Genomic DNA, 21,210 nt, shown 5'->3' with positions numbered 1-21,210 from the left:
CGCGGCGCCGAACGTGAAGCCTCCCGACGGACTCGTGCAGTTGCGCTACAACGCAAAGGCGCACACGCGCAAGCAATACTGGAACGAGCCCACGATGACGTTGTGGGAGAAGGCGTACCTGCCGGAGATCCTGCGCGGTCTCTCCATTACCACGGGCATCTTCCTGCGCAACATGGCGCGCTGGATAACCGGGCGGAAAGGCGCGCTCACCACGTACTATCCGGAAGAACAACGCCCCGACTACGCGCCCCGCAACCGCGGCAAGCACATCCTCACGCAGCGCCCTGACGGTTCGCCGCAGTGCATTGCGTGCAACATGTGCGCGACCGTATGTCCGGCCAAGGTCATTGAAATCGAGGCTGGATTCGACGCCAACGATCCGGCGCACCCGAAGTTCCCGGTGCGCTTCGAGATTGACTATTCGCGGTGTGTCTTCTGCGGGCTGTGCATTGAGGCCTGTCCGGAAGACGCCATTCGCATGGTTCCCGCCACGCCGGGGCTCCCGTCGACAGACCGCTTCAACATGTGGCTGACGATGGACGAGATGCTCACCTGGAACCCTCACCACGACGTCGCCAAGCCCTATCCCCCCAAGGGCGGCGACCCGATTCTGCGAGGCGACGTATCCTCGACTCACTGATCCTCGCGCTGTTCGGCGGTCTTGCACTGCTGGGCGCGATCCTGATGCTGGTCCTGCGGGAGCCCATGCGGGTGGCGATGGCGCTGATCACCACCATGGTGTCGCTCGGCGCGATCTACGGCTTGCTGGGTGTGCACTTCATTGCCGCCTTCCAAGTGCTCATCTATGTGGGCGCCGTGATGGTGTTCATGGTCTACGTGATCATGCTGCTGGAAGTGCGGGAAGCGCCGGGCAACCGCCGGTACTCGAACCTGCTGATCCCCGGCGTGCTGGCATTCACGATGCTGGTGGGTGTGCTGGGCATCAGCGTGTGGCGCTCGCTGTCCCCGTCGGCTTTGCCGGCGGTTCCCGATGGCGCCGTGTTCGGCATGGGCGAGTTCTCCACGCTGTTCCTGCGCGACTACTGGCTGCCATTCGAACTCACCACCGTGTTGCTGGTGGCGGCCATTGTGGCCGCGCTGGCCGTGGTGAAAGTGAGCCGGAGGTCGCATGGATAGTCATCAGGCGTTGCTCTGGCTGTCCATCGCGCTGTTCTCGCTGGGGCTGCTGGGTGTGATCGTGCGCCGCAATGCGCTGATCATGCTGATGTGCATGGAGCTGATGCTCAACGGCGTGAATCTGAGCCTCATCACCTTCCTGCATCGGAGTGCCGTGGCGGCGGGCGGTGTGCTGGTGTTCCTGACGTTCGTGGTGGCCACGGCCGAAATCGCCATCGCCATTCCCATTGTCCTGCTGCTGGTGCGCCGCAAGCGCAGCCTCGATCTGGACGCCTACACCGATCTCAAGGGATAGGCGACCATGACACCGATGTTCTCACACGCATTGGCGGCCATCGCGCTGCTGCCACTGGTCGGCTTCCTGCTCAATGGCGTGCTGGCCACCGAGCTGGGTGGCAACCGGGTGGGCAAGCGATTTGTCAACGTGGTGGCGTGCGGCCTGCCGTTGGCCGCGTTCCTGCTGACCATCAAGACGTTTTTCGACCTGCGCACGGGCGGTTACGCGCCAATCGTGGAGCCCGTGTATCGCTGGGCGCTCATCGACGGCCAGTCGTTCGATATCACGTTCTACTTTGACCGCCTCAGCGCCGTGATGACGCTGATCGTCACCGGTGTGGGTACGGCCATTCACGTGTACTCCACGGGGTACATGCATGAGGACAAGAGCTACGGACGCTTCTTTGCGTACCTGAATCTCTTCCTGTTCTTCATGCTATTGCTGGTGCTGGGCCGGTCGATGCTGGTGCTGTTCGTGGGGTGGGAAGGTGTGGGGCTGGCCTCCTATCTGCTGATTGGCTTCTGGTTCGACGACGCGGCCAATGCGCGCGCGGGCAAGAAAGCCTTCATCACCAATCGCATTGGTGACGCCGGGTTCCTGCTGGGCATGTTCCTGCTGTATCAGGCGTTGGGCACGCTGGACATGGACGTGATCAACGCCGCCTTCAACGGCGCGACGTTGCCCGTGGTTTCGGCGAGTCTGGTCGGCATCCTGCTGTTTATCGGCGCCACTGGCAAGTCGGCGCAGATTCCGCTGTTCGTGTGGCTGCCCGATGCCATGGCGGGTCCAACGCCCGTGTCGGCGCTGATCCACGCGGCCACTATGGTGACTGCGGGCGTGTATCTCGTGGCGCGCATGTCGGGCGTGTACCTGCACGCGCCGGAGGCCTCGCACGATTGCGGTGATCGGCGTGGCCACGGCGTTCTTCGCGGCCACCATCGCGCTGGTGCAGACCGACATCAAGAAGGTGCTGGCCTACTCCACGATCTCGCAGCTGGGCTTCATGTTCCTGGCGCTGGGCGTGGGCGCGTACGGCGCGGCGATTTTCCACGTGGTGACGCACGCGTTCTTCAAGGCGTGCCTGTTCCTTGGCGCGGGCAGCGTGATTCACTCGCTGTCGGGCGAACAGGACGTGCGCAAGATGGGCGGCCTGGCCCGGAAGATTCCCTGGACCTTTGGCACCTTTGCCGTGGCGACCGTGGCGATTGCCGGCATTCCGCCGCTGGCCGGGTTCTGGTCGAAGGACGAGATCCTGTGGTATGTGCCTACGCGAGCCCCACCGGTGGTTCTCCCTGGTTGTGGGGCGTGGCGGCGCTCACCGCGCTGATGACCGCGTTCTACATGTTCCGACTGTTGTGGCTGACATTCCTGGGCACGTCGCGGGTGGATCATGAGGTGGAGCATCATATCCACGAGTCACCGGTCTCGATGACTGGGGTGCTGGTGGTGCTGGCGATTCTCTCGGCGGTTGGCGGCGTGCTGAAGCTGGCGCACTTCCTTGAGCCGCAATTGCCGCTCCCCGTCGTTGCCGAGGAATTGCATCACCTCGAGCAGCCGCTGATCTATGTCTCGGTGGCGTTGGCGCTTGCCGGCCTGGCCGGTGCCGCATTCGTGTTTGGTGGTCCTGCCGCACGCGCGGAAGGTCTGCAGCGCCTGTTTGCGGCCCCGCACCGTCTGCTCTCGGGCAAGTACTTCATCGACGAGCTCTACGATCGCTTGCTGGCGAAGCCGCTCTATTGGATGTCCGAAAACGTGTTCCTCAAGTTTGGTGATCGCACCGTGCTGGATGGGACGCTGAACGGGTTGGCCGCGCTTGGACAACGCACGGCCGGTGTCCTCAGTCGTGTGCAGAGCGGCAGCCTTCACCTTTACGCCCTGTTTGTGCTGATCGGCATCGTGAGCGCACTGCTGTGGAGCTGGGCCCATGTCTGAGTCCGCGATGCTCAATCTCGTGTTGTTCCTGCCGCTGCTGGGCATTGGCATGTTGATGTTGGTGCCCGCCGACAAGCCGCAGGTCACGCGACAGCTCACGCTGTCGATGATGGTGGTGCAGTTGGCGCTGACGGCGTGGCTGTACATGCATTTCTCCAGCACCGCACCCGGGCTGCAGTTCGAGACCCGTGTCCTGTGGATTGATGCCTGGGGCGTGTCCTATCACATCGGACTGGATGGCTTCAACGTGCTGCTGGTGCTGTTGACCGCGTTTCTGGGCCCCCTGGTGGTGGCCGGCGCGTTCAGTGCCATCCAGAAGGATGTGAAGCTGTTCTACGCGATGGTGTTCCTGATTCAGTTTGCGATGATGGGGACCTTCGTGTCGCAGGATCTCTTCCTGTTCTATCTGTTCTGGGAAGCGATGCTGATCCCCATGTTCCTGCTCATCGGCATCTGGGGCGGTGAGCGACGCATCTACGCCACCATCAAGTTCGTGCTGTATACGGCCTTCGGCAGCATCCTGATGCTGGCGGCGATGATCTACCTGGTGTATTCGCTGCAGCAGACGTCGGGCGTCATCTCCTTCGCCTTTGCCGACCTGTACACCGCGCGGTTGCCGTTGCAGACCCAAACGCTGCTGTTAGGTGCGTTCGTGCTGTCGTTTGCCATCAAGGTCCCGATGGTGCCCTTGCATACGTGGCTGCCCGATGCGCACGTGGAGGCGCCGACGGCGGGATCGGTGATCCTGGCCGGCGTGATGCTGAAGATGGGCACCTACGGATTCATGAAGCTGGGCTTTCCGCTCTTTCCGGATGCCACGCACGTGTTCACGCCAGCGCTCATGACGCTCGCCGTGGTGAGCATCATTTATGGCGCCTGCCTGGCGCTGGTGCAGAACGACATCAAGAAGATCATCGCGTACTCGTCCATCAGTCATCTGGGTTACGTGATGCTGGGCCTGCTGAGTCTGGACATCATCGGCATCCAGGGCGCCATCATCCAGATGGTCAGTCATGGACTGGTGGCGGCCGGCCTGTTCCTGATGGTGGGCATGATCTACGAGCGCTGCCATACGCGCGATCTCAAGGCGTATGGTGGATTGGCCAGACTGCTGCCGGTGTATTCGGTGTTCTTCATGGTGCTCACCCTGGCGTCGGTGGGCCTGCCCACCACCAGTGGATTCACGGGAGAGTTCCTGGTGCTGCTGGGCGCGTTCAAGGCCGCGTGGCCGTTGTACGTGAACGGCAATGCATTCCCGCTGATTCTCGCCGCGCTGGCCGTCACCGGCGTGGTCCTCGGCGCACTGTACATGCTGCGGTTTGCGCTGGGGTTTCTGTACGGAACGGCGCAGGCTCCGCATCAACCGCTGTCCGATCTCAGCGGACGCGAACGGGCCATTCTTGGCATCCTGGTGATTGCGGTGTTCGCGTTGGGTCTGTTCCCTGATAGCGCCATGCGCAATTCCGAAGGCGCGGCCAAGGTCTACCAACAGCTGGTGACGACATCGCGACTCCCGGCGGGCGCGGCGGCGGAGGGTGCACCATGAACAGTCAACTCACGTTCTCCGCCATGTTGCCCGAGCATCTGCTGCTGCTGGGTATCGTGCTGATGCTGGCGATCGAGATTGTCGGGAAGTATTCGCGACTCGCGTTGTGGGTGGCGGTGGCGACGGTGGCCGCGGCCACCGGCGTTGCGGCCTCGATGTATGCCAGCGGGTTCAGTGGGGCGCCGTTCCCCGGACAGTTCTCGGTTGCGCCACAGACGCTGCTGGCCAAGATCGTCGTGCTGGGGCTGGCGTTGCCGGTGTTGCTGATGTCGCGCGACGATTTTGACGGCGGCGAATTCCCGGCCTTGCTGTTGTCGTCGCTGTACGGCGTGTGCCTGCTGATCTCGGCCGACAGCTTCCTGATCATGTTCCTGGGTCTCGAGCTGATGTCGTTGCCGGTATATGCACTGATCGTGCTGGCCTTTCGGCGCCCGGAGAGTGCCGAATCGGCGCTCAAGTATCTGGTGCTTGGCGGCACGGCGACGGCGATGTTCCTGATGGGCGTCTCCCTGTTGTTCGGTGGATCGGGTTCCATGGAGATCTCGACGTTTGCCACCGCGTTGGGTGCGACCGACCTCATGTCGCGCGCGGCCGTGGTGCTGATCCTGCTGGCGTTCTTCCTCAAGGCTGCGATCGTGCCGTTCCACGCCTGGGCGCCGGATGCGTACGAAGGCGCCAGCGTGACGGTCACGGCGTACATGGCGACGATCATCAAAGCGGGTGTGCTGCTGGCCATCGTGCGACTGTTCGCAACGGCGCCGGTTGTCTCACCAGTGGCTGATTTGCTGGCGATCTTCCCGCTGGTCTCCATTGTGTGGGGCAACCTGACGGCGATGCGTCAACCGTCGTTCCGCCGCATGATTGCCTATTCGTCCATCGCGCACGCGGGCTACCTGTTCTATGCGTTGCTTGGTGATGGCGAGGGACGGTTCCAGGCGGTGCTGTTCTATGTTGTTGCGTACGGAACGCTCAACGCATTGGCCTTCACGGCGCTGCCGGCCAGCGACAACGACGCCGAGCGCGATCGTCTGGACAATCTCAAGGGGCTGTGGCATCGCAATCCGTTCGCTGCCAGCGTGATCGCCATCGCGATGCTTTCCCTGGCAGGCATCCCGCCGTTCCCGGGCTTCGTGGCCAAGTTCCTGATCTTCAAGAACGTTCTGGCGGCTGGCTACACCACGTACGCCGTAATCGGTCTCATTGGCAGCTATCTGGGCATCTACTTCTACCTGCGCGTGATCCAGCTGATGTTCATGAGCGCGGACGCGACGGCGGCAACGGCGGATTCGGCGGTCGCGTACAGCGATCGACCAGCCGGCGTGTTCGCGCGCGGCGCGAGTCTGCTGTGTCTGGTCGCCATGCTGCTGCTGGCGATCTTCCCGGGGTGGATGCTGGAGCGGGTGTAGCGCGACGCGCGGGGACGTTACGTCCCCGCGCGCTTCGACTCCGGCGCGTAGAAGTCCAGCAACTGCTCGCGCGTCGCGGAGAGCCGTTCGGACACCACGCCAAGCAGGCGCATGGTGAAGGCGAGGCCAAACGCGGGGTCTTCCTTGAAGGCTTCCAGCAATTCGACGCCGTCGAACACCAGCACGTCGGCGCGACTGAGTGCCCGTGCCTGCAATACCTTGCTTTTCCCGGTCAATACCGCCGACCAGCCGAATTCATCGCCGGCGTACAGCGTCTGCACGCGCAGCACCCCGCCGTGTGACGTGATCTCAAGGCCGACCATGCCCTTGACCAACAGATAGAACTCGCGACCGCTATCGCCCTCGGGGAAGATCACCACGCCCGTGTCGAAGCACATATCACGAGCCATCGAGGCCAGCTTCTGGATGTGTCGCGGTTCCAGTCCGGCGACGAACGGGTGCGACTCCACGACTGACAGCAGGGCGTCCGGCATGCTTCCGTCTCCTGGTTGCGCGTGACCAATCCAATGCCGGGGTGCCTGCGCCGACGGGTTTCCCCCAGCGTTCACTCCCCAACTTGCAGATGGCGAGCGTCACGTCAAGCAGGAAGTGCCCGACGCGCCCGTCTGACCGGCCAGTTGGGCTCGCCGGAGCCACTCACTTTCGGCCATTTTGCATCTCTTGCGGGGACCTTACACGACCTCCGGGACCACATCGAACCTGGCCTGGAAGAAGCGCAGCAGCTCGGGCTCATACGTGAAACGCAGTCCGCGGACATAACTCCGCGCGCTGAACACCTCGGTCACGCTTTCGGCCACCACGTCCATGTGCGCCTGCGTGTAGACGCGACGTGGAATGGTGAGTCGAACAAGTTCAAGCGCCGGATACCGATTTTCGCCGGTTGTCGAGTCGCGACCCGCGGAGACAGTGCCTCGTTCCATCGAGCGCACGCCGGATTCGAGATAGAGTGCGGCTGCCAGGGCCTGAGCGGGAAACTGTTCGCGCGGCAGGTGCGACAGGATGGCCGCCGCATCGAGAAACACGGCGTGTCCGCCCAACGGATGCACGACCGGAACGCCGGCGTCGATCAACCGCTGGCCGAGGTAGTGCACCTGGCCGATCCGGCTCCGGATATGGTCTTCCTGCACTGACTCGCTGATGCCGATGGCCATGGCCTCCATGTCGCGACCGGCCAGTCCGCCATAGGTGTGCAGCCCCTCATAGACCACCACGAGGCCGCGCGCCTTTTCGGCAAGCGATGCGTCGCGCAGTCCCAGCCACCCGCCGATGTTCACCAGCGAATCCTTCTTGCCGGACATGGTCGCGCCATCCGCGTATTCGCACATCATCTTGAGGATGGCGGCCACCGTATAGCCGTGCATGCCGGGTTCGCGTTGCTGAATGAACCACGCGTTCTCCACGGCGCGCGTGGCGTCGAGAATGACGAGGATCCCCCGTTCATGACAGTATTCGGCCACGGCGCGCAGGTTGGACAGTTGTATGGGCTGTCCACCCGCCAAATTCACCGTGGCGGCGACCGAAATGTACGGCACATGGTCCGCCCCCACGGCGCGAACCAGGGCGTCAAGTTTCTCCAGGTCGACATCGCCCTTGAAGGGATGGTCCGACGATGGGTCATGCGCGGCATCGATGATCACGTCGTGAAACGTGGCACCCGCCAGTTCCTGATGCAGTCGCGTGGTGGTGAAGTACATGTTGCCCGGCACATGGTCGCCGGGCTTGATGAGGATCTTGGACAGGATGTTCTCGGCGCCACGCCCCTGATGCGTGGGAATGAGCTCGGGAAATCCGTAGTGCGATCGCACCGCCTCCTCAAGCGCGTAGAAATTCCTCGATCCGGCATAGGCCTCATCGCCCATCATCATGCCGGCCCACTGCCGATCCGACATGGCGTTGGTGCCGGAGTCAGTCAGCAGGTCGATGTAGACATCAGCCGAACGGAGGAGGAAGGTGTTGTAGCCGGCTTCGCGGATGTGCACGTCGCGGTCGGCGGCGGTCGTCATGTGAATCGGTTCGACGACTTTGATTTTCCAGGGTTCAGCCCAGCTACGATGGCGTGACACGATGACACTCCCGTTATGGATTCAGCTCCGCGCACCTAGCGGGGCATAGGTTCGAACTTTGCGGTGAAGTGACGGAGTGCGGCCGGCTGCTCCACGATGCGCACGCCTCGGATCTCATGGGCGATGCTGTTCAGATAGAGGAGCACTTCAGCGACATAGTCCATGTGGCTTTGCGTATACACGCGCCGCGGGAATGCCAGGCGTACGAGTTCGAGATCGGCGGCGCGTTCGGTGCCGTCGGGTTGACGACCGAACATCACCGAGCCGATCTCGGCGGCGCGGATACCGCCCTCGACATAGAGCGCGACAGACAGCGCCCATCCCGGGAACTCGTGTTGCGGGATGTGCGGGAGCCAGCTCTTGGCATCCAGGTACAGCGCGTGGCCGCCCGCCGGGCGCACAATGGGAATTCCCGCCGCAATCATCTTCTCGGCCAGATATTCCACCGACCGAATGCGGTAGTGCAGATAATCCGGGTCGAGCGCCTCGTACAACCCGACGGCGATGGCTTCCAGATCGTACCCGGCCAGTCCGCCGTAGGTGGGAAACCCCTCGGTGAGGATGAGTGAATTGCGGCAGGTGAGCGCCAGCGCATCGTCATTCATGGCGAGAAATCCGCCGATGTTGGCCATGCCGTCCTTCTTGGCGCTCATGGTGCAGCCATCGGCGAGGCGGAACATCTCCTGCGCAATTTCCAGCGGCGATTTGTCGGCGTAGCCGGGTTCACGGGTCTTGATGAACCAGGCATTTTCGGCGAAGCGACAGGCATCGATGAAAAACGGCACGCCGTAGCGACGGCATATCTCCGACGTGCGACGGATGTTCTCCATGCTCACCGGTTGCCCGCCTTCGGAGTTGTTGGTGACCGTGATCATCACCAGCGGCACGTTGCCCGGATTGTCGTGCAGCACCCGTTCCAGCGCCGCCACATCCATGTTCCCCTTGAACGGATGGATGGTTTGCGGTTCATGCCCTTCATGAATGGGCAGATTGAGCGCCGCGGCACCGCAGTGTTCGACGTTGGCCCGTGTGGTATCGAAGTGCGTGTTGTTGGGCACGATCGAGCCATGCCCCAGCATGGCGCGTGTAATGATATGCTCGGCGGCGCGGCCCTGGTGCGTGGGGATCACATGCCGGAAGCCGGTGATCTCGGTGACCGATTTCACGAAGGCGTGAAAGGAGCGACCGCCCGCATATGATTCGTCGCCCTTCATCATGCCGGCCCACTGGTACACCGACATGGCTCCGGTGCCCGAATCGGTCAGCAGGTCGATGAGCACGTCCTCGGCGTTCAACTGGAAGACGTTGTAGTGTGCGGCGCGAATGGCCGCGGCACGCTGCGCGTCGGTGGTTTGCCGAATGGGTTCGACCGTCTTGATGCGGAACGGTTCGATGATGGTGGTGAACTTCATGCGCGGTGGGTGGCAACCAACATGGTGGTCAGGACTGCGAGCGCCGTGACTTGATGCAGGACGCCCACAGCGACAGGTACACTGAGCAGCAGCGTGGTGATTCCCAATGCAATTTGCAGCAGCACGACCAGTCCCGCGGCATTGGTGGCCTGCTGCAACCGTGGGGACACCGACGTCCGTCGGGCGATTGCGGCGATGATGAGCAGCAGGGTGGCCGTGCTCACTGCCAGTACGCGATGGTGAAATTGCGCGGCCACGGGATTCTCAAACGCATTGCGCAACAACGAGCCGGATCCCCAGTAACCGGGCGGCACGATCTGTCCGCCCATCAGCGGGAACGTGTTGAAAATCTTTCCCGCATCGAGACCCGCGACGAACCCGCCGGACAGCACGGTGACAGTGGTCAGCACCAGCCCGATCACGATCCATCGATGCAAGGCGATGGGCGTGCGATCACGGGTGGAACGCCGCACCCCCAGATCCATCGCGGTCCATACACACACCACGTAAATGATGAGCGCCATGCCGAGGTGCGCGGTGAGTCGATAGGGACTCACATCGGTGCGGACCTCAAGTCCGCTCTTCACCATGTACCACCCCAGGGCGCCCTGGGCGGCCGCGAGAATGGGGAGCAGCAGCAGCCGCCCGCGCTGGGCCGGGCGAATGTGGCCCCGCGCCAGCAGCACGAAATACGGCAATGCCAGCACCAATCCCACCAGACGGGCCAGCAACCGGTGCACCCATTCCCACCAGAACAGCGCCTGGAACTGGCCCAGCGTGATACCGCGATGCACCGTCTGCGCTTCGGGAATGGCCAGATAGCCCGTGTACGCCTCATTCCACTCGGCGCTGGACATGGGTGGCAGGACGCCGGACACGGGTCGCCATTCAGTGATGGAGAGGCCGCTTTCCGTGAGCCGGGTGATGCCGCCGATCGCGACGGCGAGCACGACCGCCGCCGCCGATATCAGCAGCCAGCGCCGTACGCGCATGTCCGACTGGGTGTTCATCGCCTGGGCGACTCCGCGTGAAGTTCTAGAGTTCGACGTTCGGCATTGAAGGTGACGAGCGCGACGTGTTGCGGTGTCAGGGAAAACACCGTGTCCAGTGTCAGGCTGGCCGGAATGGCCGCGCGGGCGCGTCGCGAGTGTTCGGTGGCTTCCCGCTGCGCTCGCCCGGCGTACAGGCCGGTGTCCACCTCAGGCACGACGGCCTTGGCAAACGCGGCCGCGTCGTCGTCGGTTTTTTCCCGTCGAGTCAGCGACACCTGGAAACGATGCGTCCCGGGCGGCACCGTGTAGTCGCGCAGCAGATACAGCGGTCGGTCGTTCCGCATTCCCGCACCGCGAACCACGGATTCGCCGATCACCCGTCCATCCACGCCAATACGCAGCGTGTAGGTGGCAAACACCCCTTCACACGACACACGTTGTCGCATGTGCTCGGCGAGTCGGGCCAGTTCTTCGTCGGAGAGCGTGTGGCAGACCTCAATTCGCTCCGGGCGCGCACTCCACGAAAGTCGGAGGCGCGCCGACTCCGGCGCGTGATAGGGAACAGGAGCCGCCGAGAGATACGCCAGAAGCGCCGTGCCGACGACGGCAGCCACTCCAGATGTCAGAAGGCGAGTGGCGTTCACGACGCGGACTCCTCCAAGGGAACCGGCTCGCAGAGCAGGTCGATGTCGAGATTCTGTTCCGGTTCAATGGGCGCGAGCGCGGACAGGTCGCGACCGAACTGTTCGAAGGCCGTGACGGTGCCCGAGAGGTTACCTGGTGCGATGGTGGACATGCGCACCCGGCGTCGGTCCACGCGCGGTTGAAGTTCGGCTTCCCGATCATTGAACAACCGTTCATGTAACCACTTGGGGCCTTCGCGTCCGACGCAATCGCGTGGTGGGCACGCGAACACGATGACTCCGGGTGCCCCGTTGCGCACGAAGAGTTCGATGACGGACGAATGCAGGTTACCGACACAGGTGACCATATGCACGTGCGCGCCGCGTGCGCGCAGGGCGTCGAGGTGCGCGACCGGTGCTTGTGCGCAGGCCACGGCGATGGTGGGCGGTTCCGATGCGCTGGCAAGCGAAGGGAAGGTGACCGTTCGCAGCGCGTTCAGCTGGTCTCGGCCACTGCGTCCGGGGGGACCTACGCCCATGGGCGCGCATGATCCGGCGCAGATGCCGCAACTGACGCAGAGCGACGGATCGACGCGCGCCACAAGCGTCGGGCGATCATCGTCGCGCGCGACCATGGTGATGGCTTCCCACGGGCAGTCCTGCGGACACTGGTTGCAGCCCGTGCAGAGTCTCGGGTCAACCGTGCTGGGTGCCCAACTGTTGGTGCGCGGTCGCTGGGTCAGTCGCGGCACCGCCAGCGCCACCATCAGGACTACGAACCCCACACTCCACGCCATCCCCGGCGACAGTCGTTCGGACAGCGGTAGCCACCACGCCACGATGACATCGGTTGGCGTGTCGATGGCGAGGTGCAGCGGATTGGCCGCAGGCCCCAGCGGAGCGGGTGCAAAAACCGAAGCCACCGTCAACACACCCACAATGCCCCACTGCAGGCGCTTGGGAGGGAGCAATACCGGGCGCGCCAGTCGTGAGACATGCAACCAGAGCGCAACACCCAATCCCAACGGGAGCGCGATATGGATGAACAGATTGACGAAGAAGAACGCGTTCGGCACCGGACCATCGCCGGCAAAGATGCGGCTGAGCGGCTCGGAAAAAATTGGCAGCACGTCCAGCAGTCGACCGCCTTCGCGCGCGAGGCGTTCGCCGAACGTATCCCAGACCATGACGAACCCCGTCCAGGCCAACACCATCCCGGCGCCAAACAGCGCGAGCCCCGAGATCCAGGCAATTGTGCGAGGGCCCCAGCTGCGATCCTGGGCAAAGATGCGCAGGGCGTGGAGCACGGCCGCGATCAGGAAGACGTCGGTCGCGTACCGGTGCAGGGTGCGAATCCACGCGCCCAGCCAGGGATCGGCGGCGATGCGCGCCACCGACGCTGCCGGCGCACCGACCCTATAGAAGAGGACCAGGTACAGCCCCGTGGCGAGGAGCACCAGCAGCATGAGGACGGATACCGTACCGGCCTGATGCATGGGGTTCCATTCCCACCCGAACATCCGGGTGAGGGCGGCCTCGAGGCTGGCGAGGAGGCGACGGAGCGGGCGTTTGAGAAAGTGCATATTGACGTTTAGCATAAAATACACCATGCTCATGATGTTAGCCAGTTTAACTCAACTTAGCCCCTGTCAGTGTTTCTCAACAGTACCGCCCAAAATGCGCTGCGCGCCGTGCTGTACATCGCCGAACATGGGGCCGAGGTCCCGGTGCGGGTGGACGACGTCGCCGCCTCGCTGGCGTGTCCGCGCAACTACCTCTCGAAAACCATGCACGCCCTGACCCGCGCGGGCGTGCTGCGCTCGGTGCGTGGCCGTCACGGCGGATTCCAACTGGTCGACTCGCCGCGGGAATTGGTGCTCTCGCGCGTGGTGGGTCCGTTCCAGCCTGCGGGGGAACGCCGTTGCCTGTTGGGCCGCGCCACCTGTGGTGACGCCCACCCGTGTCTCGCGCACCATCGGTGGTCGCGCGTGGCGTCGGACGTTGAAACGTTTTTCGGTCAGACCACGGTAGCTGACCTGCTGAAGAAGGACCCTGCGACACGAAGCATCTGAGCGATCCCATCCACCTACGAAGGAGGATCTGCATGTCCACTCCGTCCCGCCCGCCCGAGGATCCGCTCGAGCGCCCGCCACTCGGACAACGTCTGTTCGACAATGTCTTTCTGCTGCTGGCCGTCGGCATGGTGATCATGCTGGTGGTTTATACCGGCTGGGGCACCTGGGAGATCTTCTCCATGCCGCAAGCCACCCTACCCTAAGAGGACCCGATGCTCACCAAGGTTCATACCGGCCTTGATCCGGTACCGGGCATCTGGTGGAGGCCCGCGCACAAAGCCGAGAAGGTGTGGGTGGCGATTGCCTTCGCCTGGTGCATGGTGCTGTTCGCCATGATGCCACTGTGGCACTTCCGCGGCGGACAGAATCCGTCGGGTGTGCGTCGGCGCGTTGACCCGAAGACGTATTACGCACGCACGCTGGCCTTCGCGAAGCAGTACAAGGTGGCGGAAGATCGCGGAGTGCCGATTGTGCAGGCGCCGCCGGGATCAGACGTGTATCTCGTGGGGCTGACGTTCCAGTGGTATCCGATTCTCCAGCTCGAGCGCGGCAAGGAGTACATGCTGCATCTCTCGTCGCTGGACGTGAACCACGGATTCTCGCTGTTTCCGGTGAACGTGAACTTCCAGATCGTGCCGGGCTACGACTACGCGCTGCGCGTGACGCCCACCGCCTCCGGCGATTTCCGCATCATCTGCAACGAGTTCTGCGGCATCGGTCATCACACGATGGTGGGTCGCGTCATCGTGGTGGATGAAACCGGCAAACCGGTGGCCGACAACAGCCACGCCGCCGTGAAGTCGGGGGATCAGCCATGAGCGCGCTTTCGGTGTCGGTGTCGCGGACGTGTCCTGCGACGGGTCGCACCATTCACCTCTCGGCGGAACGGCTGATCAAGGTGAATGCGGTGGTGGCCGTTGTGTCATTGCTGGTGGGCACCATTGCCGCACTGCTGCTGGTGCTGACGCGCTGGCAGGCCGTGCACCTGCTGCCGGCGGTGTGGTACTACCGCCTGCTGGGCGTGCACGGCATGAACATGCTGATCTTCTTCATCATCTACTTCGAGATGGCGGTGCTGTGGTTTGCCAGTACCGTGTTGCTCAATGCCCGACCCGCGGCCCCACGCTTCGGCTGGTTCAACTTCGGATTGATGCTGCTGGGCACGCTGATTGTGGAATGGGCGCAGTGGAGCGGGCGCGCCGACGTGCTGTTCACTTCGTATCCGCCGCTCAAGGCGCATCCGCTGTTCTATCTGGGTGTGATCTTCTTTGCGGTGGGCGCGTTGCTGGTGACGTGCCAGTTCTTTGCCACGCTGGTGATCGCCAAACGCGAGAAGACCTATGTGGGATCGGTGCCTTTGGTGGTGTATGGTGCGGTGACGGCGGCCATCATTGCCGTGATCACGCTGGTGCACGGCGCGATGGTGTACGTTCCCACGTTTCTCTGGTCGGTGGGGCTGATTCCCGAAGTTGACCCGCAGCTCTATCGGCTGTTGTGGTGGGCGCTGGGTCACTCGTCGCAGCAGATCAACGTGGCGGCGATGGTGGCCATCTGGTACATGCTGGGCGCCCTTACCGTGGGATCGGTGGTGTTGAACGAAAAAGTGAGTCGTTCGGCCTTCGTGCTGTACATCATGTTCATCTCCATGGCCTCGGCGCACCATCTGTTGGTGGACCCCGGGTTCAGTTCGGCGTGGAAGATTGTGAACACGTCGTACTTCATGTACATGGCGGTACTGGCTTCGATGGTGCACGGATTCACCGTGCCTGCCGGTATGGAACTGGGGATGCGGTTGCGCGGATACAATGACGGATTGTTCGGGTGGTTGCGTCACGCGCCCTGGGGTGATCCCGGCTTCTCGTCGCTGGTGTTGTCGGTGGTGGTATTCGGGTTTGTCGGTGGCATTACCGGCGTGACGCTGGGCACCGAGCAGATCAACATCATCGCCCACAACACGCTGCGCATTCCGGGGCACTTCCACTCCACGGTGGTGAGTGGCACCGCGCTCGCGTTCATGGGTGCCACGTACTATCTGCTGCCGCTCATCTTCCGCAAGAAGGTGGCGTTCTGGAAGCTGGCCAAGATCCAGCCATACCTGTTTGCCGGCGGGCTGCTGCTGCTGGTGATGGGGATGACGTTTGCCGGCAGCTTTGGCGTGCCGCGTCGTCACTGGGACATTTCGTTCTCACAGGCGCCGTATGACGTGCAGTTCAATCCGGCGGTTGACTTGTTCCTGGCGATGATGGGCATCGGCGGCATCATTGCGGTGACGGGCGCGCTGTCGTTCATCGCGATTGCCGTGGTGTCGGTGTTCTTTGGCAAACCCGTGGGCGACATGCCACGCGGACCGGACATCGTGGGCATTCCGCCCGGACTCACCAACCCGCCGGTGCATGTGGCGAACGTTGACGAGTTGAACGAGGCGTTGCACGCGCCGTCCCGCGGCATTTTTGGCGCGACACCGGGCACGCTGGTGCTGGTGGGTGTCTTCCTGGTGGCGTTCATCCTGTACTACTTCGCCAACTGGAAGCTGCTCACGTTCCTGTGGAAGATTGGATGATCAACCGATGGCCGGCTCGGCCAGGGGTCGCGTCCATTGCGCTGCTGTCGATCGTGGTGATCACGGCCGCGTGGTGGGCGCTGGCGCTCTGGCCGGCTGGTGCGGTGGAGCCCGAGTGGCTGTTGCGCACGCGGGCTGTCTGCTTCGGATCAATGCCCGGCGGGTTGCCCGATGCCGGCGGATGGATCGTGTTGATTGGTGAGCCGTTGGGCATGCTGGGTGTGTTGCTGGCGGTGTGGGGCCGAGCGCTGCGCGATGACGTGCGACGGATGTTTGCCGACTGGCGGTGGCGACCGGTGATGCTGGGGTTGGCGTTCGCCATCGTGCTTGGCGTGGTGAAGACCGGAGCGCATGTCGCGTTCGTGGCCGGACTGGGTCAGACTGCTATTGTCTCCCAGTCCGGCATGCCAATGGCGGTGGATATCGATGTCACGTCGCACGAGTTGATTGACCAGCACGGCCGGCGCACGTCGTTGGCCGACTTCCGCGGCACGCCGGTGATTCTCACGTTTGCCTTTGGCCACTGCGCCACTGTGTGTCCGGTGGTGGTGCACGACGTGCGCGCGGCGCGCGTAGCAGTCAATCGCGCGGACGTGCCGGTGGTGGTGATTACGCTGGACCCGTGGCGCGACACGCCCGAGCACCTGTCCATGATTGCGTCGGCCTGGGAGCTGGGTCCGGCCGATCGTGTGCTGTCGGGGAGCGTCGAGTCGGTGACCCGTGTGCTGGATGCGCTTGGCGTGCAGCGGCGCCGGGATGAACGGACGGGTGATATCGAGCACATGAGCGCGGTGATGGCGACCGACGCACGCGGACATGTGGCATGGCGACTGGATGGTGGGTGGGGGCGGGTAGGCGAACTGTTTGCGGCCATTCCGGCGTCGGACGGACCGCACTGAGGCTGCGCCGGGCGAGTTCGGCAGCGAGGTGCGGGCGGGATATATTGGACGGACTGACCTGCCCGATCCCTCCGATTCGCCCATGAACACTCTGCCTACCTACGCCGATGTCGTGGCCGCCGCGTCACGCATTGACGGCCATGCCCATCACACGCCCGTGCTGCGCTCGGCCACGCTCGATCGGCGCCTCAACGCGTCCGTGTTCTTCAAGTGCGAGAACTTCCAGCGTATGGGCGCCTTCAAGTTTCGCGGCGCGTTCAATGCGCTGTCGCAGTTTGATGCGGCGCAGCGCGCGGCGGGGGTGATTGCGTTTTCGTCCGGCAATCACGCGCAGGCCATCGCCCTGTCGGCCCAGTTGCTGGGGATGCCCTCAGTGATTCTGATGCCACTGGACGCACCGCAGGCCAAGATTGACGCCACCCGCGGGTACGGTGGCGAGGTGATCCTGTTCGACCGCTTCACGCAGGATCGCGAAGCACTCACGCGTGAGCTGGCGGCAGCGCGGGGCATGACGCTGATCCCACCATTCGACCATGCCGATGTGATTGCCGGGCAGGGGACGGCGGCGCTGGAGCTGTTTGAAGAGGTGGGCGAGCTGGACTACCTGTTCGTGTGCACCGGTGGGGGCGGACTGTTGAGTGGCAGCGCATTGTCAGCGCGGGCGCGGTCGCCGCAGTGCAAGGTGATTGGTGTGGAACCTGAGGCCGGCAACGATGCGCAGCAGTCGTTTCGCAGCGGGGCCATTGTGCGCATCGATACACCGAAGACCATTGCCGACGGGGCGCAGACGCAGGCGTTGAGTCCCATGACGTTCACGATCATTCGCCGTGACGTGGACGACATCGTGACCGTGACCGACGCGCAGCTGGTGGACGCCATGCGCTTCTTTGCCGAACGCATGAAGCTCATTGTCGAGCCCACGGGTTGCCTGGGGCTGGCGGCCGTCTGCGACGCCGGCGCGTCGCTGCGAGGCGCGCGCGTGGGTGTGATAGTCAGCGGCGGAAACGTGGATTTACCACGCTTCGCGCAGCTGTTGAGTTAGACGGCGGGCGTGACTTCGGGGGTCGGCTGGGCGGGCTGCGCCGCCGGGACGTTGCGCTTGGCCCAGTGTGATCCGCGCTGCGTGGGCTGCGACAGCTGGAACAGCCGGTTGTTGTAGTACTGCAGCACGCGCTCCTGCACCGAGGCCCGCGTGTCGCTGTTGGCGGTCATGAAGGGCGCGTAATTCTGCATATCGCCGGAGACCGAGAACCACCACCACGACGAGGCGCTGGCGCCTTTGCGCTCCACGACCGTGCAGGTGTAGTGGCGTCCTTCGGCGTCGAATTCAAATTCCTTCATGCGTAGTCACCCGTGTGAGAGTCCTTCAATCTACCCGATTGACGACTCAAACACCTACCTTGACATTCGCGCCAACTCCGCTTCGGAAACGATAAATCCGAAGCCGGGCCAGCCGCCCGACTTCACGGCGCGCTGGAAGGCCGCCTTGGCCTTGGTGGTGTCGCCGTGCACGAGGTACCAACTGCCGAGCCCGTAGCTGAGGGTGGCCACCTGCACGTCGGCGGTATCGGACGGTGCGAACAGCGTTTCCGGAGTGAGCACGCCGCGATACAGCTTGAGTCGCGACACGTAGGCGTAGCCCGGTGTGGTGGGCAGCGAATCGGGGTGACGCGCGAGCATGGCGTTTGCCTGGTCGGTTTTTCCGACGCGCGACAGTGACATCCACAACCAGTCGGTGCTGCCGGCCAGTTCACCGCCATCGGGTGCGCGCGGTTGGGCTTTGGCGAACATGGTGGCAGCGCCGGCGAAGTCGCCCTTGATGAATCGTAGCACGCCGGTGTGAAACAGGATGCCGTAGTTGGTGCTGTCGAGTTGGTAGCCGCGGGTGAGATCGGCTTGGGCCTTGTCGAACTCGCGCACCGAGATGTAGCGGTGGCCGCGCCACCGGTAGAGCATGGCGTCGTTGGGCGCGATGGCGAGTCCGCGCGTGAAGGTGGCAATGGCTTCACGGAACTGTCGCGCGCCGGACTGCGCGACGCCCAGGGCAATGATGCGTTGCACGTTGCGCGGGTCGGCGTCGAGTGCCGCCTGCGCGCGGGCGACCGGACCCGTGTCGGCCTGGGCGCGGTACTCAATGCCGGCGGGTGAGCGATACTGTACGGACTGCGCATGGGCGGCGGTGGTGAGCGCGCCCAGCATGCCGAGTACGATGAGCGAACGTCGCGTGGTGGTGCGCATTGTCGTCACTCGAGGTTGTGCAGCCAGACGTTGCGGAAGCGGACGGGGTGTCCGTGATCCTGCAGCGAGATGGGCAAACGATCGGGGTGCGCTTCGTAGGGCGGTCGCGAACCGTTGGCGGTGGGGCCCACGAGCTTCACGTCTTTCTGCACCTCGACGCCGTTGTGGGTGACGGAGAAGCGGGCGGGTGACAGCAGCGTGCCCGCGGCATTGAAACGCGGTCGATGGTAGACGATGTCGTAGCTTTGCCATTCACCGGGCGGGCGACTGGCATTGACCAGTGGTGGATACTGACCGTATACCGCGGCGGCCTGTCCATCGGCGTAGGTGACGTTGTCGTAGGAATCGAGGATTTGTATTTCGTAGCGACCGCCGCCAAAGAACACGCCGCTGTTGCCGCGATCCTGGTCTTTGCCCACGGCCGGTTTCGGTGCCATCCACTCGATGTGCAGGTGCACATCGCCAAAGCCTTCGCGCGTGGTGAGTGTGCCGGTTTTCGGCACCACTTCAAACGCGCCGTCCACGATGCGCCATTTGGCGGGGGTGCTGTCGCTTTGCATCCATTTGGCCAACGAAGTGCCGTCGAACAGGACCACGGCATCGGCCGGCGCCTTGACGGGGGCGACGGGTCCGGGTGTCTGGATGGGTGGATGCGGGCGTTCGCGCGAGTGTTGCGGCCAATCGCCGAGTGGGGATTGGGCGTGGAGCGGAGCGGCGCACATGGCGACGGCGAGGAGGGCGGTGAGTTTCATGGGACGCGGTGTTGGAGGCGGGATGTGGGAAATGTCCTGCCGGGGGCGGTGGTGGGCAATGGTTGGAACGGGGCGGCAATGGCGCGATGACACATCTTGAGCTGGCGGCTCGCATTGTGCGGGCTATGTCATCGAGACCAACTCTATTGGGGGTGTTGCGGGACCGGATTCGAGCGAAGCACTACAGCCCGCGTACGGACGAAGCGTACTCCATGTGGGTGCGTCGCTACGTGCGCTACTTCCGTGGCAAGCATCCGCGCGACCTGGGTGTGCCGCATGTGCGGGACTTCCTGACGCATCTGGCGCGTGATGGCAGAGTGGCGGCCAGCACACAGAATCAGGCGTTGGCGGCGCTGTTGTTCCTGTACCGGGAGGTCCTGGAGACGCCGATGGCATTGCCGATGGATCACCTTCACGCCAAGCGTCCGGTGCGGCTGCCGGTGGTACTGACACGCGCGGAGGTGGAGGAGGTGCTGGCTGAGCTCTCCGGGACACCGCAGCTGATGGCCAAATTATTGTATGGCAGCGGCATGCGATTGCTGGAGTGCTGTCAGTTGCGCGTGAAGGACCTTGACCTGGTGCGGCGTGAACTGGTGATTCGTGAGGGTAAGGGACAGAAGGACCGGATCAGCATGGTGCCGCAACAGTTGGTGCGTCCGCTGGAAGCCCATTTGGTGCGCGTGCGCCGTCAGCACGAACGCGATGTGAAGGCGGGTGCGGGTTTCGTGGCGTTGCCCGATGCATTGCGTCGAAAGCTCGGTGACGCTGCGGCACGGGGCTGGGCGTGGCAATGGGTCTTTCCGGCCACGAGAACCTATCGTGACGATGTTTCGCACGAGATGCGCCGACACCATCTGCATGAGAGCGTGCTGCAACGTGCGGTAACGGACGCCGCGCGCGCCGCTCGGGTTGCCAAGCGTGTGACCTGTCACACATTCCGGCACAGCTTCGCGACGCACCTGCTGGAGGCCGGGTACGACCCGCGTACGATCCAAGAGTTGCTGGGTCATAAGGACCTCAGGACGACGATGATCTACATGCACGTGCTGAACCGTGGCGGGCTCGGCGTGCGCAGTCCGTTGGACCAGCTCCCGGGCGGCATGATGCGCCCCGAGGCTGGTGGTCGGGGTCGTGCGCGCTAGGTCGGTCAGCCTAACGCGCTGAGCGCTGCGCGGGCGGAAGGACACGACGACGGCGCAGGTGGTGTACGGGGATGCACTTGCGGATGTTGCGGAAAGGTCCGATCGTGTGAGGGGATCGCCGTGGTTATGCGTGCG

General features: G+C 63.6%; 21 protein-coding genes and 1 pseudogene. 13 read left to right on the top strand and 9 right to left on the bottom strand.

The window, feature by feature from the left end:
* The first annotated feature begins 94 nt into the window (after positions 1-94).
* From IPP90_21370 to IPP90_21345, 6 genes and pseudogenes are all read left to right on the top strand, one after another.
* Positions 95-640 carry an NADH-quinone oxidoreductase subunit I gene (locus IPP90_21370; protein ID MBL0173183.1) on the top strand — a complete coding sequence of 182 codons (546 nt, stop codon included), beginning with the start codon at positions 95-97 and terminating at the stop codon, positions 638-640.
* Between the two features lie 44 nt (positions 641-684).
* Positions 685-1,137 (top strand): NADH-quinone oxidoreductase subunit J, encoded by a 453-nt coding sequence (locus tag IPP90_21365; GenBank protein MBL0173182.1) that lies wholly within the window; start codon positions 685-687, stop codon positions 1,135-1,137.
* On the top strand, positions 1,130-1,432 hold the full coding sequence (gene nuoK, locus IPP90_21360) for an NADH-quinone oxidoreductase subunit NuoK (GenBank protein ID MBL0173181.1): 303 nt from the start codon (positions 1,130-1,132) through the stop codon (positions 1,430-1,432). Before IPP90_21365 ends, nuoK begins: the two co-directional genes overlap by 8 nt.
* Before the next feature lie 15 nt (positions 1,433-1,447).
* Positions 1,448-3,346, top strand: a pseudogene (nuoL, locus tag IPP90_21355) (NADH-quinone oxidoreductase subunit L).
* A complete protein-coding gene (locus IPP90_21350) occupies positions 3,339-4,892 on the top strand; it encodes an NADH-quinone oxidoreductase subunit M (protein MBL0173180.1) in 1,554 nt (517 codons plus the stop codon). Before nuoL ends, IPP90_21350 begins: the two are co-directional and overlap by 8 nt.
* Positions 4,889-6,298, top strand: coding sequence for an NADH-quinone oxidoreductase subunit N (locus IPP90_21345; protein MBL0173179.1), 1,410 nt, complete (start codon positions 4,889-4,891; stop codon positions 6,296-6,298). Before IPP90_21350 ends, IPP90_21345 begins: the two co-directional genes overlap by 4 nt.
* A gap of 17 nt (positions 6,299-6,315) precedes the next feature.
* On the opposite strand, the gene IPP90_21340 is transcribed toward IPP90_21345, so the two are convergent.
* From IPP90_21340 to IPP90_21315, 6 genes are all read right to left on the bottom strand, one after another.
* Positions 6,316-6,792, bottom strand: coding sequence for a Crp/Fnr family transcriptional regulator (locus IPP90_21340; protein ID MBL0173178.1), 477 nt, complete (start codon positions 6,790-6,792; stop codon positions 6,316-6,318).
* Positions 6,793-6,990: 198 nt separating this feature from the next.
* Positions 6,991-8,403: a tyrosine phenol-lyase gene (locus tag IPP90_21335; GenBank protein ID MBL0173177.1), complete on the bottom strand. Its 1,413-nt coding sequence runs from the start codon at positions 8,401-8,403 to the stop codon at positions 6,991-6,993.
* A 14-nt stretch (positions 8,404-8,417) separates the two neighbouring features.
* Positions 8,418-9,794 (bottom strand): tryptophanase, encoded by a 1,377-nt coding sequence (locus IPP90_21330; protein ID MBL0173176.1) that lies wholly within the window; start codon positions 9,792-9,794, stop codon positions 8,418-8,420.
* On the bottom strand, positions 9,791-10,804 hold the full coding sequence (locus IPP90_21325) for a COX15/CtaA family protein (GenBank protein MBL0173175.1): 1,014 nt from the start codon (positions 10,802-10,804) through the stop codon (positions 9,791-9,793). Before IPP90_21325 ends, IPP90_21330 begins: the two co-directional genes overlap by 4 nt.
* Positions 10,801-11,430, bottom strand: coding sequence for a hypothetical protein (locus IPP90_21320; protein ID MBL0173174.1), 630 nt, complete (start codon positions 11,428-11,430; stop codon positions 10,801-10,803). Before IPP90_21320 ends, IPP90_21325 begins: the two co-directional genes overlap by 4 nt.
* Complete coding sequence (locus IPP90_21315) at positions 11,427-13,007, bottom strand: hydrogenase iron-sulfur subunit (protein MBL0173173.1); 1,581 nt, start codon at positions 13,005-13,007, stop codon at positions 11,427-11,429. Before IPP90_21315 ends, IPP90_21320 begins: the two co-directional genes overlap by 4 nt.
* 54 nt (positions 13,008-13,061) lie before the next feature.
* On the opposite strand from IPP90_21315, the gene IPP90_21310 reads away from it, so the two are divergent.
* The 6 genes from IPP90_21310 (at position 13,062) to IPP90_21285 (ending at position 17,985) form a co-directional block, all read left to right on the top strand.
* On the top strand, positions 13,062-13,481 hold the full coding sequence (locus IPP90_21310; GenBank protein MBL0173172.1) for an Rrf2 family transcriptional regulator: 420 nt from the start codon (positions 13,062-13,064) through the stop codon (positions 13,479-13,481).
* A 32-nt stretch (positions 13,482-13,513) separates the two neighbouring features.
* Entirely contained in the window at positions 13,514-13,687 is a 174-nt protein-coding gene (locus IPP90_21305; protein ID MBL0173171.1) for a hypothetical protein, read from the top strand.
* Positions 13,688-13,696: 9 nt separating this feature from the next.
* On the top strand, positions 13,697-14,302 hold the full coding sequence (locus IPP90_21300) for a cytochrome C oxidase subunit II (GenBank protein MBL0173170.1): 606 nt from the start codon (positions 13,697-13,699) through the stop codon (positions 14,300-14,302).
* Complete coding sequence (locus IPP90_21295; protein MBL0173169.1) at positions 14,299-16,044, top strand: cbb3-type cytochrome c oxidase subunit I; 1,746 nt, start codon at positions 14,299-14,301, stop codon at positions 16,042-16,044. Before IPP90_21300 ends, IPP90_21295 begins: the two co-directional genes overlap by 4 nt.
* Positions 16,041-16,943, top strand: a complete 903-nt coding sequence (locus tag IPP90_21290) for an SCO family protein (GenBank protein ID MBL0173168.1) — start codon at positions 16,041-16,043, stop codon at positions 16,941-16,943. The genes IPP90_21295 and IPP90_21290 overlap by 4 nt, the downstream gene beginning before the upstream one ends.
* Before the next feature lie 82 nt (positions 16,944-17,025).
* Complete coding sequence (locus IPP90_21285; GenBank protein MBL0173167.1) at positions 17,026-17,985, top strand: threo-3-hydroxy-L-aspartate ammonia-lyase; 960 nt, start codon at positions 17,026-17,028, stop codon at positions 17,983-17,985.
* Here IPP90_21285 and IPP90_21280 read toward each other — a convergent pair.
* Genes IPP90_21280 through IPP90_21270 form a run of 3 tightly spaced genes read right to left on the bottom strand, consistent with a single transcriptional unit; the run spans position 17,982 to position 19,933 of the window.
* Positions 17,982-18,284 carry a hypothetical protein gene (locus IPP90_21280; protein MBL0173166.1) on the bottom strand — a complete coding sequence of 101 codons (303 nt, stop codon included), beginning with the start codon at positions 18,282-18,284 and terminating at the stop codon, positions 17,982-17,984. The two genes, IPP90_21285 and IPP90_21280, sit on opposite strands and share 4 nt — an antisense overlap.
* 54 nt (positions 18,285-18,338) lie before the next feature.
* The gene (locus IPP90_21275) at positions 18,339-19,181 is read right to left on the bottom strand and encodes a tetratricopeptide repeat protein (GenBank protein MBL0173165.1); all 843 of its coding nucleotides are present in this window, start codon (positions 19,179-19,181) and stop codon (positions 18,339-18,341) included.
* A 5-nt stretch (positions 19,182-19,186) separates the two neighbouring features.
* Complete coding sequence (locus tag IPP90_21270) at positions 19,187-19,933, bottom strand: DUF1080 domain-containing protein (GenBank protein MBL0173164.1); 747 nt, start codon at positions 19,931-19,933, stop codon at positions 19,187-19,189.
* A gap of 125 nt (positions 19,934-20,058) precedes the next feature.
* On the opposite strand from IPP90_21270, the gene IPP90_21265 reads away from it, so the two are divergent.
* Positions 20,059-21,075, top strand: a complete 1,017-nt coding sequence (locus IPP90_21265) for an integron integrase (protein MBL0173163.1) — start codon at positions 20,059-20,061, stop codon at positions 21,073-21,075.
* The last annotated feature ends 135 nt before the right edge of the window (positions 21,076-21,210 follow it).

The organism is Gemmatimonadaceae bacterium (assembly GCA_016720905.1).
Classification (GTDB): Bacteria; Gemmatimonadota; Gemmatimonadetes; order Gemmatimonadales; family Gemmatimonadaceae; genus Gemmatimonas.
This window is presented reverse-complemented; position numbering and strand designations above follow the sequence as displayed.

What these genes read in the sequence shown, in the direction of transcription:
- IPP90_21370 (MBL0173183.1), top strand. Translation starts at nt 95, where the DNA reads ATGACGTTGTGGGAGAAGGCGTACCTGCCGGAGATCCTGCGCGGTCTC.
- IPP90_21365 (MBL0173182.1), top strand. Translation starts at nt 685, where the DNA reads ATGCTGGTCCTGCGGGAGCCCATGCGGGTGGCGATGGCGCTGATCACC.
- nuoK (MBL0173181.1), top strand. Translation starts at nt 1,130, where the DNA reads ATGGATAGTCATCAGGCGTTGCTCTGGCTGTCCATCGCGCTGTTCTCG.
- IPP90_21350 (MBL0173180.1), top strand. Translation starts at nt 3,339, where the DNA reads ATGTCTGAGTCCGCGATGCTCAATCTCGTGTTGTTCCTGCCGCTGCTG.
- IPP90_21345 (MBL0173179.1), top strand. Translation starts at nt 4,889, where the DNA reads ATGAACAGTCAACTCACGTTCTCCGCCATGTTGCCCGAGCATCTGCTG.
- IPP90_21340 (MBL0173178.1), bottom strand. Translation starts at nt 6,792, where the DNA reads ATGCCGGACGCCCTGCTGTCAGTCGTGGAGTCGCACCCGTTCGTCGCC.
- IPP90_21330 (MBL0173176.1), bottom strand. Translation starts at nt 9,794, where the DNA reads ATGAAGTTCACCACCATCATCGAACCGTTCCGCATCAAGACGGTCGAA.
- IPP90_21325 (MBL0173175.1), bottom strand. Translation starts at nt 10,804, where the DNA reads ATGAACACCCAGTCGGACATGCGCGTACGGCGCTGGCTGCTGATATCG.
- IPP90_21315 (MBL0173173.1), bottom strand. Translation starts at nt 13,007, where the DNA reads ATGCTAAACGTCAATATGCACTTTCTCAAACGCCCGCTCCGTCGCCTC.
- IPP90_21305 (MBL0173171.1), top strand. Translation starts at nt 13,514, where the DNA reads ATGTCCACTCCGTCCCGCCCGCCCGAGGATCCGCTCGAGCGCCCGCCA.
- IPP90_21300 (MBL0173170.1), top strand. Translation starts at nt 13,697, where the DNA reads ATGCTCACCAAGGTTCATACCGGCCTTGATCCGGTACCGGGCATCTGG.
- IPP90_21295 (MBL0173169.1), top strand. Translation starts at nt 14,299, where the DNA reads ATGAGCGCGCTTTCGGTGTCGGTGTCGCGGACGTGTCCTGCGACGGGT.
- IPP90_21290 (MBL0173168.1), top strand. Translation starts at nt 16,041, where the DNA reads ATGATCAACCGATGGCCGGCTCGGCCAGGGGTCGCGTCCATTGCGCTG.
- IPP90_21285 (MBL0173167.1), top strand. Translation starts at nt 17,026, where the DNA reads ATGAACACTCTGCCTACCTACGCCGATGTCGTGGCCGCCGCGTCACGC.
- IPP90_21280 (MBL0173166.1), bottom strand. Translation starts at nt 18,284, where the DNA reads ATGAAGGAATTTGAATTCGACGCCGAAGGACGCCACTACACCTGCACG.
- IPP90_21275 (MBL0173165.1), bottom strand. Translation starts at nt 19,181, where the DNA reads ATGCGCACCACCACGCGACGTTCGCTCATCGTACTCGGCATGCTGGGC.
- IPP90_21270 (MBL0173164.1), bottom strand. Translation starts at nt 19,933, where the DNA reads ATGAAACTCACCGCCCTCCTCGCCGTCGCCATGTGCGCCGCTCCGCTC.
- IPP90_21265 (MBL0173163.1), top strand. Translation starts at nt 20,059, where the DNA reads ATGTCATCGAGACCAACTCTATTGGGGGTGTTGCGGGACCGGATTCGA.